18 protein-coding genes and 1 tRNA gene are annotated in these 16,895 nt (G+C 67.3%); 9 read left to right on the top strand and 10 right to left on the bottom strand.

The genetic code is table 11. The features are described from left to right. Window positions 1–11 precede the first annotated feature (11 nt). Genes MZV50_RS25810 through tsaD form a run of 3 tightly spaced genes read right to left on the bottom strand, consistent with a single transcriptional unit; the run spans window position 12 to window position 2,410 of the window. Window positions 12–299, bottom strand: coding sequence for a YciI family protein (locus MZV50_RS25810; protein ID WP_252632203.1), 288 nt, complete (start codon window positions 297–299; stop codon window positions 12–14). 15 nt (window positions 300–314) lie between these two features. After that, entirely contained in the window at window positions 315–1,310 is a 996-nt protein-coding gene (locus MZV50_RS25805; protein WP_252632202.1) for an NAD(P)H-dependent glycerol-3-phosphate dehydrogenase, read from the bottom strand. Further along, window positions 1,307–2,410 (bottom strand): tRNA (adenosine(37)-N6)-threonylcarbamoyltransferase complex transferase subunit TsaD, encoded by a 1,104-nt coding sequence (tsaD, locus tag MZV50_RS25800; RefSeq protein WP_252632201.1) that lies wholly within the window; start codon window positions 2,408–2,410, stop codon window positions 1,307–1,309. Before tsaD ends, MZV50_RS25805 begins: the two co-directional genes overlap by 4 nt. Window positions 2,411–2,482: 72 nt before the next feature. On the opposite strand from tsaD, the gene hemC reads away from it, so the two are divergent. From hemC to MZV50_RS25775, 5 genes are all read left to right on the top strand, one after another. Further along, window positions 2,483–3,451, top strand: a complete 969-nt coding sequence (hemC, locus tag MZV50_RS25795) for a hydroxymethylbilane synthase (protein ID WP_252632199.1) — start codon at window positions 2,483–2,485, stop codon at window positions 3,449–3,451. 4 nt (window positions 3,452–3,455) lie between these two features. Continuing rightward, window positions 3,456–4,142, top strand: a complete 687-nt coding sequence (locus tag MZV50_RS25790) for a uroporphyrinogen-III synthase (protein ID WP_252632198.1) — start codon at window positions 3,456–3,458, stop codon at window positions 4,140–4,142. A 43-nt stretch (window positions 4,143–4,185) separates the two neighbouring features. Continuing rightward, window positions 4,186–5,103 carry a COG4223 family protein gene (locus MZV50_RS25785; RefSeq protein WP_252632197.1) on the top strand — a complete coding sequence of 306 codons (918 nt, stop codon included), beginning with the start codon at window positions 4,186–4,188 and terminating at the stop codon, window positions 5,101–5,103. Further along, the gene (locus MZV50_RS25780) at window positions 5,100–6,644 is read left to right on the top strand and encodes a heme biosynthesis protein HemY (RefSeq protein WP_252632196.1); all 1,545 of its coding nucleotides are present in this window, start codon (window positions 5,100–5,102) and stop codon (window positions 6,642–6,644) included. The genes MZV50_RS25785 and MZV50_RS25780 overlap by 4 nt, the downstream gene beginning before the upstream one ends. Window positions 6,645–6,685: 41 nt before the next feature. After that, window positions 6,686–6,761: transfer RNA gene (locus MZV50_RS25775), tRNA-Thr, on the top strand. A 178-nt stretch (window positions 6,762–6,939) separates the two neighbouring features. Here the strand turns inward: MZV50_RS25775 and MZV50_RS25770 are convergent. Continuing rightward, window positions 6,940–7,344, bottom strand: a complete 405-nt coding sequence (locus MZV50_RS25770; RefSeq protein WP_252632195.1) for a winged helix-turn-helix transcriptional regulator — start codon at window positions 7,342–7,344, stop codon at window positions 6,940–6,942. Between the two features lie 98 nt (window positions 7,345–7,442). On the opposite strand from MZV50_RS25770, the gene MZV50_RS25765 reads away from it, so the two are divergent. Continuing rightward, entirely contained in the window at window positions 7,443–8,207 is a 765-nt protein-coding gene (locus tag MZV50_RS25765; RefSeq protein WP_252632194.1) for an SDR family oxidoreductase, read from the top strand. Between the two features lie 250 nt (window positions 8,208–8,457). Here MZV50_RS25765 and MZV50_RS25760 read toward each other — a convergent pair whose 3' ends face one another. Both MZV50_RS25760 and MZV50_RS25755 read right to left on the bottom strand, forming a co-directional pair. Continuing rightward, a complete protein-coding gene (locus MZV50_RS25760) occupies window positions 8,458–9,636 on the bottom strand; it encodes a hypothetical protein (RefSeq protein ID WP_252632193.1) in 1,179 nt (392 codons plus the stop codon). 403 nt (window positions 9,637–10,039) lie between these two features. Beyond that, window positions 10,040–10,591: a hypothetical protein gene (locus tag MZV50_RS25755; RefSeq protein ID WP_252632192.1), complete on the bottom strand. Its 552-nt coding sequence runs from the start codon at window positions 10,589–10,591 to the stop codon at window positions 10,040–10,042. 637 nt (window positions 10,592–11,228) lie between these two features. On the opposite strand from MZV50_RS25755, the gene MZV50_RS25750 reads away from it, so the two are divergent. Beyond that, on the top strand, window positions 11,229–13,031 hold the full coding sequence (locus tag MZV50_RS25750) for a hypothetical protein (RefSeq protein WP_252632191.1): 1,803 nt from the start codon (window positions 11,229–11,231) through the stop codon (window positions 13,029–13,031). Here the strand turns inward: MZV50_RS25750 and MZV50_RS25745 are convergent. Genes MZV50_RS25745 through MZV50_RS25730 form a run of 4 tightly spaced genes read right to left on the bottom strand, consistent with a single transcriptional unit; the run spans window position 13,028 to window position 15,755 of the window. Beyond that, window positions 13,028–14,338 carry a ThiF family adenylyltransferase gene (locus MZV50_RS25745; protein ID WP_252632190.1) on the bottom strand — a complete coding sequence of 437 codons (1,311 nt, stop codon included), beginning with the start codon at window positions 14,336–14,338 and terminating at the stop codon, window positions 13,028–13,030. The genes MZV50_RS25750 and MZV50_RS25745 overlap by 4 nt on opposite strands. Then, window positions 14,335–14,766: a Mov34/MPN/PAD-1 family protein gene (locus tag MZV50_RS25740; protein ID WP_252632189.1), complete on the bottom strand. Its 432-nt coding sequence runs from the start codon at window positions 14,764–14,766 to the stop codon at window positions 14,335–14,337. Before MZV50_RS25740 ends, MZV50_RS25745 begins: the two co-directional genes overlap by 4 nt. Next, window positions 14,747–15,256: a DUF7665 family protein gene (locus MZV50_RS25735; protein ID WP_252632188.1), complete on the bottom strand. Its 510-nt coding sequence runs from the start codon at window positions 15,254–15,256 to the stop codon at window positions 14,747–14,749. The genes MZV50_RS25740 and MZV50_RS25735 overlap by 20 nt, the downstream gene beginning before the upstream one ends. Before the next feature lie 4 nt (window positions 15,257–15,260). After that, window positions 15,261–15,755, bottom strand: coding sequence for a hypothetical protein (locus tag MZV50_RS25730; protein ID WP_252632187.1), 495 nt, complete (start codon window positions 15,753–15,755; stop codon window positions 15,261–15,263). A 172-nt stretch (window positions 15,756–15,927) separates the two neighbouring features. Here MZV50_RS25730 and MZV50_RS25725 point away from each other — a divergent pair, with 172 nt between their 5' ends. Together MZV50_RS25725 and MZV50_RS25720 are read left to right on the top strand one after the other, a co-directional pair. Continuing rightward, window positions 15,928–16,224 (top strand): helix-turn-helix domain-containing protein, encoded by a 297-nt coding sequence (locus MZV50_RS25725; protein WP_252632186.1) that lies wholly within the window; start codon window positions 15,928–15,930, stop codon window positions 16,222–16,224. Continuing rightward, a complete protein-coding gene (locus tag MZV50_RS25720; RefSeq protein WP_252632185.1) occupies window positions 16,221–16,751 on the top strand; it encodes an ImmA/IrrE family metallo-endopeptidase in 531 nt (176 codons plus the stop codon). The genes MZV50_RS25725 and MZV50_RS25720 overlap by 4 nt, the downstream gene beginning before the upstream one ends. Window positions 16,752–16,895 lie beyond the last annotated feature (144 nt).

Below are 16,895 nucleotides of genomic sequence, written 5' to 3'. Positions count from 1 at the left end.
TGGCGCCCAAGTCAGCCGTTGATCGAGCCGACGCCGACGCGCCAGCCCTGGATCTCGACGCTCTCGAACAGGCCGGCCAGGGTGTAGGGGTCGTTGTCGGCGAGGGCCCGGACGGCGGCCTTGTCCTCGGCCTCGATGATCAGCAGCGAGCCGATCGGATTTCCGGCGTCGTCCAGCAGGGGACCCGCGGCCTTTACCAGGCCCGAAGCGTTTAGGTAATCGAGGTGGACCGGGCGCGTGGCCAGGCGGGTCTCGAGCGCGCCGGGCTTGTCCTTGCAGACGATGACGAAGAGGGCCATGCGGGGGTCCTTACCTTAGGCTTCTGATTTCAGGGGGCGCGACAGCAGCCCGGCGATGGCGGCGTCGACCTCGACCTCGCCGGCCAGGATGGCGGCGACGGCCTCGCAGATCGGCGCCTCGACGCCCACCTTGCGAGCCAGGGCGCGGACGGCGGGCGCCGAAGCGACGCCCTCGGCCACAGACACCTTGCCGGCCAGGGCTTGTTCCAGGGTCAGGCCCTGGCCCAGGGCCAGGCCGACGCTCATGTTGCGCGACTGTGGGCTGGAGCAGGTCAGGACGAGGTCGCCCAGGCCGCAGAGACCGACCAGGGTTTCGGGTTTGGCGCCGAGAGCGACGGCCAGGCGGGTCAGTTCGGCGAAGCCGCGAGTGATCACCGTGGCGTGGGCGTTGCGGCCCAAGCCCTTGCCCTCGACGATGCCGCAGGCGATGGCCAGGACGTTCTTCACCGCCCCGCCGGCCTCGGCCCCGATCAGGTCGTTGGCCGTGTAAGGCCGGAAGGTGGGGATGGCGATGGCTTCGGCGATGGCGCGACCCAGGGCGTCGTCCGCGCAGGCCAGGGTGACGGCGGCGGGCAGACTTCGCGCGACTTCCCCGGCGAAGCTGGGTCCCGAAAGCACCGCGATGGTCGCGCCCGGCAGGGCTTCGGCGGCCACCTCGGTCATCAGTTTCAGCGAGCCCTGTTCGACGCCCTTGGAGCACAGCACGATCGGCGCGCCGGCCTTGTGATGCGGGGCGAAGGCGGTCAGCGCCGCGCGCAGATGTTGAGCCGGCGCCACGGCCAGGATCAGGTCGCAGTCGGCGAGATCGGCCAGATCCGAAACGGCCTTGATGCTGGGCTCCAGCGCGATCCCGGGCAGGAACACGGTGTTCTGATGGGCCGCGTTGACCGAGGCCACGACATCTGGCTCGCGGGCCTGGAGCGTGACCCGGAGGCCGGCCCGGGCGCAGACCTGGGCCAGGGCCGTGCCCCAGGCCCCGGCGCCGATGACGCCCACATGCTTGAAGCTCATGCCTTGGCTCCCTTGCGGCCGTATGCGTTGGCGGGGTTGGCCAGCGCCGCGGCCTCGTCCAGCGGCCAGCGCGGACGGGCGACGGCGTCGAGGTCGTCGGAGATCCCCAGGGCCAGCCGCTCGGCCCCGGCTAGGGCGATCATGGCGGCGTTGTCGGTGCAATAGGCCAGCGGCGGGGCGGCGAAGCTGAAGCCATTCTTCTCGCAGTCGGCCAGCAGGGCCGCGCGCACCGCGCCGTTGGCCGCCACGCCGCCGGCGACGACGAAGCGCAAGTCGTCGGGGCCGTGGCTTTCCTTGTAGAGCTTCATCGCCCGGTCGACGCGCTCGGACAGTTGGCGGGCGATGGCGCCCTGGACGGCGGCGGCCAGGTCGCGGCGCTCGTCGTCGGTGGTCAGGGTTTCGGCGATCCGTGCGGCGGCGGTCTTCAGGCCCGAGAACGAGAAGTCGCAGTCCTTGCGGCCCAGCAGGGCGCGGGGAAGGCTGTAGCGCGTCGCGTCGCCGCCGACCGCCAGCTTCTCCAGGGCCGGGCCGCCGGGATAGGGCAGGCCCAGGGACTTTGCGATCTTGTCGAAGGCTTCGCCGGCCGCGTCGTCGATCGTGGTGCCCAGGCGCGTGCAGGCCCCGACGCCGGCGACTTCCAGCAACTGGCAATGGCCGCCGGAGACGAGCAGCAGCAGGAAGGGATAGGCGATGTCGGCGCCCAGGCGGGCCGAGACGGCGTGGCCCTCCAGGTGGTTCACGGCCACCAGCGGCACGCCGCGCGCCAGCGACACGGCCTTGCCGAACGCCAGGCCGACCATCACGCCACCGACCAGGCCAGGACCGGCCGTGGCGGCCACGCCGTCCAGGCCGTCGAAGCCGACGCCCGAGGCGCGAATGGCCTCGGCGGCGATGGCGTCGATGGATTCGACGTGGGCGCGGGCGGCGATCTCGGGCACCACGCCGCCGAATGGCGCATGCTGTTCGAACTGGGTGCCGATCACCGAGGACAACACCGTGACCGTTCCGTCCTGCTCGCGGCGCACGACCGACGCCGCGGTCTCGTCGCAGCTGGTCTCGAGGCCGAGAATGACTAGGGCGGATTGCGTAGGGGGCGTCATCAGGTTGCGGGCTTCCCACTGCTCCTGTAGCAGCGAAGACGGAATTTCATCACCGCAGGTAACGTTCCGACCGTGTCCCGGCAACCTCCCATCCGCATTGGCGCGCGCGGCTCCAAGCTCTCCCTGGCGCAATCAGGCCTCATGCAGGCCCGTATCGCGCATGCGCTCGGCGTCCCGGCGGGCGCTTCGAAGGACGAGATCGAGGCCGCCGCGCCCCTGATCCCGATCGTCACCAGCGGCGACCGCATCCAGGACCGCCGGCTGATGGAGATCGGCGGCAAGGGCCTCTTCACCAAGGAGATCGAGGAAGCCCTGCTGGATGGCCGCATCGACTGCGCCGTCCATTCGCTCAAGGACATGCCCGCCGAGCTGCCGCCGGGTCTCGTCCTGGCCGCCACGCCTGAACGGGAAGATCCGCGCGACGCGTTCATCAGCCACGTCTGCGAGCGGCTGGAAGACCTGCCCAAGGGCGCGCGCCTGGGCACCGCGTCCCTGCGTCGCCAGGCCCAGGCCCTGCACGTGCGGCCCGACCTCGAGATCGTCATGCTGCGCGGCAATGTCGACACTCGCCTGGCCAAGCTGGAGCGCGGCGAGGCCGACGCCATCCTGCTGGCCCAGTCGGGTCTGAACCGCTTGGGTCTGGGTCATTTGACCAAGAGTTGGCTGGATCCCGACGCCGCGCCGCCCGCGCCGGGCCAGGGCGCCCTGGTCATCGAGACCCGGGCCGAGGACGTGAACGCCGCGTGGCTGGACGCGGTCCGCTGTCGCGACACCGCGATCGCCGTGGCCGCCGAGCGCGGGGCCCTGTTCGCCCTGGAAGGCTCTTGCCGCACGGCTATCGGCGCCCGCGCGGTGCTGGCTGGTTCGCGCCTGTCCCTGATCGTCGAGGCCCTGACGCCGAACGGCGCGCAACGCTTCCGCCGCCAGGGCGAGTTGATGCTGACCGGCGCCGACGACGTCGGCGAGGCGCGGGCCTTGGGCCTGACGCTCGGCGCCGAGGTCCGCGTCGAGGGCGGCGACGCCATCCTGCTGCCGGAATAGAACCATGGAAGAGGGCGCGCCGGTCTGGATCACCCGCGCCCGCCCCGGCGCCCTGGCCACGGCCGAGCGCGTCGCGGCCCTGGGTTTCATGCCGATCGTCGAGCCGCTGCTGGCGGTGGAATTCCTGAACGCCGAGCTTGATCTCTCCCACGTCGCGGCCCTGGCCTTCACCAGCGCCAACGGCGTCGAGGGTTTCGCGCGCCTGTCGGACGCGCGCGGGCTGCCGGTCTTCGCCGTGGGCCGGGCGACGGCCAAGGCGGCCCAGGACGTAGGCTTTGTCGGCGTCTCCAGCGCCGACGGCGACGTCGAGGATCTTTGCGCTCTGATCGCCGCCGGCGCGGCGGGACCGGTGCTGTGGGCCGGGGCCAGGGAGCCCGCCGGCGACCTCGTCGGCCTGCTGCGCGGGTGCGGCGTGATGGCGAAAGGCGCCACGGTCTACGAGACGGTCGAGCGCGTCCCGTCGGCCGACCTACTGGCGCGCCTGGATGCGCCGTTCACGGTGCTTCTCCATTCTCCGCGCGCGGCTCGGATCTTGGCGCGGCTGCTGAGCGGCAGGAACGCGCACGGTCTGCGCGCCGTATGCCTGTCCGAGGCCGTCGCCGCGCCGCTGACCGGAGTCATCGAACCCGGGTCTGTGACCTTCGCGCCGCGTCCGGACGAATCCGCGCTGCTGGACCTGCTCAAAGCTTAGGCGCGACGTTGCGCGATGCGGCGGGGTGGGGCACGAATGGACCATGAACGCCGCTCCCGATCCCGCTGAAATCGTCGCGCCCAGCGATCCGGCGCTCTACGCTCGCCGACGGGTGATGGGACCGGGCGTCTGGATCTGGCTGTTGCTCTGCGTGCTGTGCATCGGCCTGGGCGCCGCCGTCGCCCACTACGGCCCGACCCTGTTCGCGCCCAAGGCCCGTCCCGCCGCTGGCGCGGTCTCGGCCACGCCCAGCCCGCGCCCGGTCGCCGATCGCGTCGCCGCCGGCTCTGCCTTGCCGGTCGAAAGCGGCGCGACCGCCGAGGCCCCGCCGGCCGCCGACGTCGAGCGTTTCGACGGCCGAATCAGCGCGCTGGAAAGCAGCCAGAAAGGCGTGACGGACGCCGCCACCGCCGCCCTGGCCGTGTCTGCCCTGGCCGAGACCGCCGACACCTCGCGTCCGTTCGCCCCGGAGCTGGCCGGCTTGCAGCGGGTGCTGCCGCCTTCGCCGGACCTGCGGGCGCTGGAGGCCCTCTCCGAACGCGGCGCGCCGACGCGCGCGGGCCTGGCCGTGCAGTTCGTCAATCTGGCCGGCCGCGCGGCCAGCGCCGCCCGCGATCCGGGACCGGAAGCCGACCTCTTCTCGCGGATCCGCTACGCGCTCTCCCGGATCGTCTCGATCCGTCACGTCGGTTCGACCACGGGATCGACGCCCGACGCTATGCTGGCCCGGGCCCAGGCCCTGCTGGACGACGGCGACGTCGAGGGCGCTGTCCTGGCGCTGGACTTGCTGCCCGACACCGCGCGCGAAGTCCTGGCGCCCTGGTTCAACGCCGCGAACCGCCGCATCGAGATCGATCGTCATATCGCGGCCATCCGCGCCGACGCCCTGGCGGGCCTGTCCCGGGTCTCGCGCGCGGAGCGGCCGGCCGAGCCCCCGGTCACGCCTCAGGTCGCGCCATGACCCGCGTCGCCTTCGCTCTCTTCCTCGTCGCGGCCGTCGCCGTCAGCGTCCTGGCGCTCACCGGTGAGCCCGGTCGCGCGGCGCTGGAATGGATGGGCTGGCGGATCGAGATGACGGCCGCCGCCGCGGCGCTGCTGACGCTGTTCTCGGCCTTGATGTTCACCCTGGTCTGGCGGGGCGTGATCTGGGTCGTCGAGGCCCCGCGCCGCGCCGCCCGCGCCCGGGCCGAGGCCAAGCGCAAACAGGCGATCGAAGCGCTGTCGCGTGGCTTCCTGGCGGTCGCCGCCGGGGATGGCTCCGAGGCCCGCCGCCTGGCTCAGAAGTCGGCCGAGCTGGCCGAGGACGCCCCGGGTCTGGTGCGGGTGCTGGCCGCCCAGGCCGCCGAGGCCGCTGGTGATCTCGGCGCGGCCAAGAGCGCCTACAACGCCATGCTGGGTTTCCCGGAGATGCGCCTGGCCGGCCTGCGCGGGCTGATGCAGGCGGCCCAGGCCGAGGGCGACAAGCTGACGGCCGTCCGCCACGCCGAAACCGCCTACGGCCTGGCCCGCACCGCCCGCTGGGCCTGGCGAGCCCTGCTGGAGGCGCGGCTTGAGGTCGGCGACTGGGCCGCGGCGCTGAATCTTGTCCAGGGCGCCTTGGAGCGCAAGATCGTCTCGCCGGTCGTGGCCGAACGCAGCCGCGCGGCCCTGCTGGCCGCTTCGGCCGCCAGCCTGGAAGAGGCGAGCGATCCCAAGGCCCGCGCCCAGGCGCTGGATTTCGCGACCCAGTCGGTGAAGCTGAAGCCTGACTTTGCCCCCGGCGTGATCATGGCCGCCCGCCTGCTGGCCGACGACGGCAAGGCCGCCAAGGCCGGCCAGCTGATCGAGAGCGCCTGGAAAGCCGAGCCGCACCCGGCCCTGTGGCTGGCCTATCGCGACCTGAAGACCAACGAAATGCCCAAGGCTCGCGCCCAGCGTCTGGCCGCCCTGGCCGCCCTGCGGCCCGAGGCGCGGGAAAGCCGCATGCTGCGGGTCGAGAGCGCACTGATCGGCGGCGACCCCATCGCCGCCCGCGCCGCTGCCCGTCTGCTGGACCAGGACGCTCCGACCGCCCGTTTCGCTGGCTTGATGGCCCGCGTGGCCGCCGCCAACGGCGAGGCCGACGAGGCTCGCGCGTGGATCGCCCGGGGTATCGACGCGCCGCAGGAACCGGACTGGTCCGATCTCGACCCGGAAGGCCGCGCCTTCGCCTACCAGCGCGAGGATTGGGCCCGCCTGGTGGGCAGCTACGGCGAGACCGGTCAGCTCATCCATCCGCGCCACGAGCGCCGCGAGCGGACGATGAACGACCTGCCCGAACTGCCCCAGGCCTATTCGGACTACGCGGAGTCGACCCCGTTCATCCGTGCGGCCGAGACGGGCGGCGCCCTGATGCCCATTCCCGACGACCCCGGCGTCTTCGACGCACCGCCGATTCCGGACCCGCCGGAAGGTGGTCCTGCGCCCCGTCGCAATTCTGGTGCAAGACGGCGCTTGGCAAGTGGCTCGCGCGCCGCTAAATAGGCGCTCCCTTCGCTCCGGGGCAGCTGCTTCGGGGTGCGTGGGCCGCCTTAGCTCAGCCGGTAGAGCGGCGCATTCGTAATGCGTAGGTCAGGTGTTCGAGTCACCTAGGCGGCACCACTTCCCTTCTCCTTTTGAGAAATGCCGGCTCTCGCCAATGCCGAATCGCGCCCTCGGGCCGGTGCGCGCCAAAAGGAGAAATTGGCGTCGCTCCAAGAACTGGACATTAAGCGACGGAGGTAACAAGCATCCGCTCGTCAGACCATGCGATTGGGCACCAAAGGGCCGGCGGCGCCACTCATGCCCTTCGTGCATCGAAGGCCGCACGTGCGGCCTCAATGCGTTCAATATTCTTCTCCGCCCACACCCAAACGCCGCAAAAGGCCTCTGCGAGGGTCAGCCCCAGATCTGTCAGCCGGTATTCGACCTTGGGCGGGATCACCGGGTGGACCGTCCGGACGACAAGCCCATCGCGCTCCATCTGACGCAACGTCTGGGTCAACATCTTCTGGCTGATGTTTCCGACCCGTTCGCCAAGACGGGTGAAGCGGGTCTCGCCATGCTCGGCCAAGACCTCCAGGATCAGCATGGTCCATTTGTCCGCGACCCGGCCGATCACCTGGTTGACGAGGGCTTCGACCCGAGGATCGGCGACCTCGCCCGTTTCAGGGCTTGTAATTCTGGCCGGTGGCGGCGCCGCCATTCCAAATTCTTTCTGCTGGGTAAGTATGGCGACTTTCGGTGCCTACTTTCCAATGGAGAGTGACACCCATACCTGATCTCCCGCGCTTAGGCATCCCCTTGGAGAAGATCATGAACATCACCGGAAACACCATCCTGATCACCGGCGGCGGCACCGGCATCGGCCGCGCACTGGCCGAGGCCCTGCATGCCCGCGGCAATCAGATCATCATAGCCGGGCGCCGTGAGAGCGTGCTGAGGGATACTGCGGCCGCCAATCCCGGCATGGCCTGGGCGACGCTTGACGTAGAGGACCCAGCGGCCGTCGCCGCCTTCGGCGCCCGTATCGTCAAGGACCATCCAGGCCTGAATGCGGTGATCCTCAACGCCGGGATCATGAAGGCCGAGGATCTCACGGCCGAACCGTTCGATCTGGCGACGGTGGACGCGACGATCACGACCAATCTCCTGGGTCCGATCCGGCTGACAGCTTCCCTGCTGCCGCACTTGCGCGCCCAGCCGAAGGCGACAGTGATCACCGTGACTTCAGGCCTGGCCTTCATTCCGCTGGCGGCGACCCCGACCTACAACGCCACCAAGGCGGCCATGCATTCGTGGACCCAATCGCTCCGTCATCAGCTCCGCGACACGGCCGTGGAGGTATTGGAGCTGGCGCCGCCCGCCGTCGCCACCGACCTGATGCCGGGCCATGCGGAGAACCCCAACTCCATGCCGCTGGCCGACTATACGACCGAGGTCTTGGACCTGATCGAACGGGGTGACACCCCGCGCGGCGAAATCCTCGTCGAGCGGGTCAAGCAGCTGCGTTTCGCCGAGACCGGCGATTACGAGGCGACGTTCCAGAGGCTGAATGGGTCCCACTGACGGCGCTCGAATGTTGGAAGCCGTCGGAGGTGGGCGGCTTCTAACTCCCAGAAATAATCGCGCCTCTGTTCGACGTCGCGCCAATAACGGACATTGGTACCCTGCCTGGAAGCCGACCTTGCCGCAGGGCCGCTGAGTTCTAGTGGCAATCGGCGAAGCCTTGCCGTTGAGCAAAGTGAAGTTTGCCTCCGAAAACGCGCATTGCCGCCGACTGGACAGTCCTGGGCTCCCGCGAAAATGGAGCGATCTGTTAGTTTTCCGGACGCCCCCGGCGCGGATACCGGAGTCCAAGCTGGCCATCCTCAGCAGCCCGAATCTCGGCTTCGTCGAACTGGATTCGCAAAAGGTCGCCACCTTGAGCGATCACCGCCTCTTGCAGTAGGTCCACCAGTCCGGCGTCCTCGCCAATGTAGTCGTCGAGCGATGCGGCGCGAAGCACGACCGACCGGACGATCGTCCCATTGGCTTCCTCTATTGCGACAAACGTTTCGGCCAAGTCGCCATACATACGTCGCGCCTCGACGCAGTAGCGGATCAACTCGGAAACCCGCGCCCTGAAGGCCGCCTCATCTGCCGCGTCGATCGGTGGGAGGCTTGTGACCCTGCACGCCAAAGCCTTGGTATCGCCGTTGACCGCAACCTTGGCCGGCTCCATCCGGTTCACCGCCAGTTGCTGGGCGTAATAGGCCCCGAGGGCCGCCAACTTCTGTTGCAAACCAAGGTCCGGGTTAGCCCGGATGACCTCCAGAACCGCTTGGCCCTCGGCGCGAAGAGCCGCGCGGCGCTCGCGGTCCAAGGTCCGGTCCACCACAGTTCCGCGAAGGTGTGGATCCTCCGCCAGCAGGTCCCCGCAGTCGACGCCGAAGACCTCGATCGCCGCGTCGATCGACGAGACCAGCTCCATCATCGCCATGGTGCGATGATAGAGCTCGTCATGCGTCCAGCGGCAAGCCTCGACGACCGGCGGGTTCCCCCGTTTGATATTGCGGAAGACGATCTCTGTCGCCTCGACGATCAAGCCGTCCGAGCCGACGTGGCTGAGGGCGTTGCGCACCAACGGATCATACCCGTGCAGGAGTTCGCCTGGACCGCCCCCGCGACGGATGCGCGCGGCGATCTGCTCGGCTTTGCCCCGCTCGCCGGCTCCCAAGTTGCTGATCTCGATGGAGTCGAATGCCCCATCGAGGACTTGGTAGGTGCCGACGAGCAGCGTCAGGTAGGGGTCGAAGATGTCGGCCACCATTGGCCGGTAGATGGAGACTGCGACGTGTTCGGCACCCTTAGCGGGGTCATCGTTGAACGCAGTCATGCGCTCAAACTCATTCCCGAGCCGCGCCCGCGCCGCCGCAGTGCGATTGCGAAGCTGCACCCAAGGCAGGAACACCTTCGCTAAATAGGCTGACGAGTCGAGCGCCAACGCCTGGTGCATCAGGAGCAGGATGTATTCGAGGTTTCCATCCGCCGACGGGGATCGGCCGTGTGACGGAAGATAACCTCGCCCAGCGCCGCCTTGATGTCAGCGTCAACAGCCGCGGCAGGCGTCCGCAAAAACAGCCGATCCGGGGCCAGGCGCTCGGCGATCTGCTCAAGTTCGGCGACAGTATAGGATGTAGAAGCCATGTCCCTTAGATCGGTGGCGCGCCGGCGTGGTCAAGCAGTCAAGCTTCGTACGGTGCAGGCGATGGCGGGCCACGCGGCGATCGAGAAATCCCAAACGGGTGCCCCCAGCGCCAGGTCGGCGTCAGAAGCCGACCTCGACACACGTCCAAGGACCTGACCTTCCTGAAGCTGACAGGCTATCGTTCAGGGTCGCTTTCCGTCGCACGGAAGCGTCAGAGCGCGACGCGAAAAACACCTTTGATGCACGACAGATCTCGGACGGCGATCTGGACGTGCGTCCGGGACATCATATGCGCGCCCTCGTACAGCGGGCCGCCCTCTGTGAAAATACCACGAGCCGTCTGAAACTTCGGCTCCGGCAGCGACTCGTAGAGGACATTGAGAACCGCGCAGTCCCGCTCCCGACGGAATGTGTCGGTGTTCTCGATTAACGTCTCGCCGCGGCCCTCCGTCAGTTGCTTGGCGACGTCATAGGCGGTTCGGATGACCTGTAAGGACGCCTGCGTAGTGAGGTCCAGGCAGAGCCCAGGATCGATGATGGCGCCAACGACGGCTGGCGTCGTAATGGGCGCGCCGCGCGCCTGCATCAGCCGCGCCCAATCCAAGCCGCGCTCTGGGTCATTTTCCCAGAAGTACGCGCCCCAGCCCAACCAGTCGTATGGATTTCTGCTGATCTCGAAGGGCACGCCCTCGAGCAGTTGCTCGGCGACCGTCGCGTCGCATCCGTGATAGCCTAGTAGGAAGCCGGCCCCGGAACGACGCACGCCTCACCCGCCTTGGACGGCGTCGTCCTTAGCAGGGGCAATCGCGCCCGCATCTTCCAGCAGCTTACGCGCACGCTTCTCGTTCCTGGCGACTCTCGCCGAGAACTCGCGCATGTGCCGTTGGATCGCTTCGACGTCGTTAGACGTTGGTGATCCGAACAGTGGCGCACTTGAAACCTTGTTTGCCATACAAACATCCTAGAAGATGTTTATATCTCTGACAAGCGTGACCTTGGCGCCGCGACCGAGACAAATCGGCGCGAACGCCCGCGCTGTTAGCACTTTCTTGGGGAGCACAGTTGAGTTTCTCGCGAAGCTGGCGCAAACACCGCGCCGTGATCGCGCAGATTGACAGGGATGCCGAACGATGAGTTCATCCAATCTGCACACGGGAGGCGGGTACGTCGTGTCTGAGACAAACGCGGTTCGCGAACTCACGCCCCAACGCAAATCGGCCAAGCGTCGTCCAGTCGACTTGCGCACACTCGGCTTCGAGGGATTTGTTTCCCAGGGCGCACTTGATCAGATCAGGCGCGCCGAGAAACGAGCTAGCCGGGTCGTGACGACCGCAACCACCTTTGCTTTTCGATAACAGCGTCTGATTGGCGATTCGCGGCGAAGCTGTTAAGCGTCGCTGATGCACGTTCGTCTCGTAGGAATCGCGCTCAGTCCGACGGGCGCTCAAATTCTGAAGCAACTGCTCTCCGGCGCCCAGTCCAAGGAGAGTGCTGAGGCGGTTGTTCAACACGCCCTCGACCTGAAGGCGACCTACGCCGTCGTCGAAGAGCCCTACATCGACAAGGACTACTCGTCCGACTACCTGAACTTCTACGCTGGCGCGTTTCGCGCCTATCCCCGGCACACCAAACGCATCCATCTGTTCGAACAGGAAGTCGCGCCGGCGCTCGACAAGCCGCTCCACGAACAGGAAGCCGAGCTGGCGCAGGCGGGTTATATCGGCTTCGTCGTTTTGCGCCCGATCTCCCAAGGGCCAATCGGCAAGACGGTTCTGCCCTTCCCGGTGCTGGGCGATGGCTTGATCGTCCGCCGCGCTGCGCGCGCGAACTTCAAGGCCCACCTTCTGGGCGCAGGTCTTGAGCTGAAGGGGGCCGCCCCTTTCATCCAGCAGGATGAACGCCTTGGGGCCTGCGCCCAGGCGTCGATCTGGATGGCCGACCGGCCGGTCCATGAACGACACCGCAGGACGCCATGGCATTCGATCGCCGAGATCACCCGACTCGCCACCACGCCCACCGACGCTGAACTCAGTCGATCGCTGCCCGCCGGCTCCAGCGGGCTGAACCCGATCCACATCATCAGGGCGCTGCGGGGTATGGGCCACCAGCCCCTGGTCGACTTCTTCGTGGGCGAGAGCGAGCAGGCCGATGCCCCGGTCCAGGTCGCCATCGCCGACAAAGTAGGCGCTAAGGCGCCGCAGAACGGCAAGGGCGCGAAAAAGAAGAAGGAACCGGTCAAGACGAACGGCCTGGCGGCCTCGTCGATCCTTCGCTACCTCGACTCCGGGGTGCCGGTCATCGTCGCCATGACCGATATCGGCGCCGACGCCGGCCATGCCATCACCGCCGTCGGGTTCGTCGAGAGCCGTACTGCGACGGCTGAGATTTCCGACTCCTACGAGACCTTCGTGCGGGCGCTTATCGTTCATGACGACCAGCGCGGACCGTACCGGTTGATGCCCCTGCGCCAATCCGACATAGCCGTGCTGCCCAAGGAACGCCTCCTGACGGAGGGGGACAAAATCCTGACGGTGGAGGACGTCGTGACCCACATGTTCGTGCCGCTGCCGATGCGGGTCTTCCTGCGGGCCGATCGCGCCGACACAGTCTGCGATGACTTCCTGAAGAACTTCGTGGACATCGCCGGCCCTGGGATGCTGGAACGTCTGAAAGAGGAGGCGCCGGATGTCTCGGCCGTCGAGGCGTTCTTCGAACTTGTTCGAACCGGCAAGCTGATCCGGCGTACCTATCTGACCAGCGCGGGCCGCTACCGGCATCATCTTGCGAAAAGCGACCTCGACGAGGAGGTCAAGAGCGAGTTGATCACCCGCACACTGCCCCACTTCATCTGGGTCACGGAACTGATCTCGGCGGACGCGCCCGCAGTCGAGGGCGACGACGCCCGCCAGGTTCTTGGGCACATGGTGGTTAACGCCACGTCCAGCACCGATCCAAACAGCGACCTGCTGTTGGTGCATATGCCGCGCATGGTGATCCACCGCGACCTGGACTGTGTCGAAGAAGCCGACCAGGCCGACACGTCCGACCACAAGGACGGCGAAGCGGACAAGGCGCCCGAGGTCGCCCCGGGCACCGAGGCGCAGATGCGCCTCGCCCCCATGCTGATCCCCACGCGCCCATTCACCGAGACCTTCATTACCTACGACACCTCCGCCCCATACCAGGGCCGCCGCCGGCACTAGGCCACTCGCGACGCCAGGACCGCCGGGCCTCGATAGAGCGCCGCCGGCATCTGTCGCCACGAAGCCCGTGGAAGGTCCGCTAGGCTCAAGTCGACGCGATCGGCGCAGCTGCCGGTTTCGAGCGCCCGGCAGGCCTGGCCGAGCTGCAACGCCGCGGCGACAACGGCGGTGCAGGGCACGCCGACACTGGCACCGGCGATCGTCATGGCGCCGCACATGTCTAGCCGCCCCTGCTCGACCAGCGCCGCCAGCGACGACGGGAGTTTACGACCCGCCGTTTGGATTTCGGGCCAGACGGCCGCGGGGTCTTGAGCCCCCGGGAAAGCGTGCAGGCGGATATCGAAGGCTTCCGGACCGCTGGCGCCCAACCCGGCGTCGATGACCAAGTCGAAGCCGCTGGCCGCAGCCCAGCGCCGGGCGTCGAGGTTGTCGACACCCACTAGCGCCATGCGTGGATCGTTCTGTCCAGGTTGGGTCGACGCGATGAAGCGGCGCTCGTCCAGCACGACTTTGAACCCCCTCGCCTCGATCCACTCGGCGGCGGCGCGCACCTTCTTCCGCCCGATCCAAGCCGGCGTGGTCAGGATCTGGACCGAGAGATTTTCAGGGCCGACGACGTCGGCGTCGTTCAGTACGAAAGTGGCCTCGCCCGGATCGTCCCAGGGCAGCAGACTCAGCCCAAACAACGTCGCCTGACCAAGGTTTCCCAGTCCCAGCAGCCACGCGTGACGCGGCAGCCGCGTGATCTTGGCGATCTCGGGTTCGTTCGCGCCCCACACCGAGAGCGCCTGCGGGCGGCGGCACGCCCGAACGTCGGCCAGGACGGTCTTGCGGAAGAGCTCGGCGACCGCCAGGCCTCCGGCGGCCATGCCCGCCAGGACATTGCCTGTGCGGGGCGGGTCCTCCGCTGGCCGTGGGCTGATCACCGCCTGCCAGCCATCGACCCACGCCCGAAGCTGAGGCGCGCCGTGACCATCATCCGCGCCGATCCAGAGCCGCGCTGCATCCAACGGCGCGGTCTGGACCTGGGCGCCGAGATCCTGAAGCGCGCGGCGAAGACGGGCGGGACGCTCAAGTCCGATGGTGATCCGGCCCGAAAGACCCTCGCCCAGGAAAACGCCCGCCTTGAACATGCGGACACCGCAGCGGACCACAGAGAGCAGGAGCGCCTGATGGGCCTCATCAAGGTCGGGCGGGCCGTCAATTACAAGCGCGGCGCGTTCGAGGCGAAAGCGCGCCTCGTCGTAGCCGAGACCATCGACGGCCATCAGAAGCTGGGCCGAGCGATCATGGACAATAGCGTTCACGAGATCCACTCCAGGCGCAGGAAGGTGGGGCCCAGGGCGCTGTGGTCGCGCCAGCCGTCGCGCCCCTGGTATTCGTAGAGACCGATCTCGCCGGGCCGGTAGTCGCGGTCGGCGAAGTTGGGGACGATCATCGCCAAGTGACCACGCCGCGGTATCATCGGATGGGCCTGGTCGGTGCCGCTCTGCCTGTAGCCGCCTGGATGAGTGTGCACGTCGGCGACGACCTCCAGTCCCTCGCGCTCCAGGTGCGCCCACAGAGCGTCGAGTTTGGAGGCGTCGAACACGATGATGCCCTGCAGGGCGTTGGGATCGATATCGTCGTAGGCGATGAAGTCAGTGACGTATCGACGGCCCTCGACGCTGCGCCCGAGCAGGAAGCCGCCGCTTTCGCGCCGTCCCTGCCCACGCTCACGCAACGTCTGAAGCATCTTCCTCCAAAGGCTCCGAGGGCAGTTCAGCCGACGCGGAGGGTGCAGAAGATTGTACGTATGCCGGATCGCGGATGAGAGCATGGACGACCTCGAGGAAGGAGACGATGTCGGCGCCAGGCCGCCAGGCCTGGTCGTCGAATTGACCGGGCCAGTGATCTCGGGCCAGGCGATCGATGGGGTGGTAGAGACATGCCGACCAAGCCGAGAAGGCGGTCAGGACGCCAGTGGCGCCGTAGGGACGCTGCTCGACCGGAAGGGCTTGATCCTTCACCGCGTCCCAGAGTTGGGCAGTCAGTGGCCCCGGGTAGCCCGAGCAATCGATCCGAAGCAGGAAGAAGTCCGGCCCCGGCTTGAACAGCGGCTTGGGAATGCGGACCCAGAGGTAGGGGAACAGCAGGCGGACAAACTCCCACTGCCCCCGATACGCTCCGATCCGGAAGGCCGCGCCCCGAAGGTCGGCGCGCAGCAGTTGTTCCGAACGGTCCATGGTCTTACCCCTGCGGCTTGATCTTCATGACCAGGGCCAGGCGAACCTTCTTCTTGCCCTCGGCGACCTGGCCCAGGTGCTCGCCGGCCGGGAGCAGGTCCTCGCCCAGCTTGAGCTGGAAGTCGGACGGGTCGCCTTCGAGGTGGAAAGCGTTCATCGCCCAACGGACGATCTTGTCCATCGTCGCGCTGGGCTGAAAGTCGTGCTCCTTGGCGTCGCCATTGAACGTGACGGTCACAGCGATCTTCCCCGGCGCGGCGAGGTGGACCAGTTTGAACTCGTCAACGACGATGCGTTCGAACACGACGTGGTGCAGCTCGATCGCCTCGTCCTCGTCCTCGAAGAGCACGTCTTCGATTTCGACGCGGCCCATCTCGACGCGCACCTTTTCGATCAGGTGGGCGAACGTCGCGTCGGCCGGCAGCGCCAGGCTGAGCGGCTTACGCTCCCCTTCCAGGGCGAACAGGATCTCGCGGTCTTCAGTCTTCGTATCAGCCATGTCGGCCTCCTAAACAGCGTTGGAGGGACGGTGACTCGGAAAACTGGTGATGTCAATGTCACAAACTTTCTGGATTTCTCTGATTACAAACTGTTGGGCTCACAAACGTCATGCTTGCGGATTCAAGTGGGTCGCCGTAAACTGGCGTTCGGGACCGCCAGCAGATTCTCACATGGATGATCAACTTTACCGGCTCTTCGGCAGTCGCGTTCGCGCGCTTCGGGAAGAGAAAAACGTCACTCAGGAAGAGCTCGCCAAGCGCGTCGACCTTTCCCGGACGTCTATTACGAACATCGAAAAGGGCCGCCAGCGCGTCCTCCTTCACCAGATGGTCGAAATTGCGAACGCGCTCGAGTCCACGCCAACGGCGTTGATTCCGGATGTCTTGCCGAAGGCGGCCGAACCGCTGCGCGATGACGTCGCGGCTGTCGTCGCCGCGCTGCAGGCTGAAACCGTGAAGGCGTCGTGACGGCAGCCGACCGGGTCCGCCCGAGCTATGTTCGCGGCCGCCGCCGTGCCGAAGATCTTATACGGCTGTTCTCTCAGCCCCCCGTGGACCTGAATCTGGTCGCCACGACGCTGGGTGCTGAAATCCGCACCTATGAGCTGAAACCCGACATTTCCGGCATTCTCTACCGCGACGGTGAGCGCCGCGTCATCGTGGTCAACCAGGACCATTCGATCGAGCGCCAGCGCTTCACCATCGCGCACGAGCTGGGCCACCTAGTCTTGCACCGGGGTCAGCCTGTCCACGTCGACGAAGGCTTCCGTGTCAATCTTCGCGACCGGCGCTCGGCGACCGCTGAAGACGTCGAGGAGATCGAGGCCAACGCCTTCGCGGCGGATCTGCTCATGCCCGCGAAATGGCTTCGGGCGGACGTCGAGCAACACTTTATCGACCTGACGGACGACAACGCCATGCATGCGCTCGCTTCTCGCTACGGCGTAAGCACGCAAGCTATGGCCTATCGTCTCGCGGCGCTCTCGTTCACTTAGTGCCTTTCATCGATTGCGTCTGGTGGACGTCTGCGGTCGTCGCCGACCGGACGCGCCAACCATTTTGTCCCGAGCGCGATGGCCGCCAGTCCCGCCCCTAGGGGGCTTGTCAGAGGTGCCGTCAGCAGACACTCCCAACGTCAG

The organism is Caulobacter segnis, from assembly GCF_023935105.1.
GTDB classification, from domain to species: domain Bacteria; phylum Pseudomonadota; class Alphaproteobacteria; order Caulobacterales; family Caulobacteraceae; genus Caulobacter; species Caulobacter segnis_B.
The sequence above is the reverse complement of the archived record's forward strand: the minus strand, read 5'-3'. Positions and strand labels throughout refer to the sequence as shown.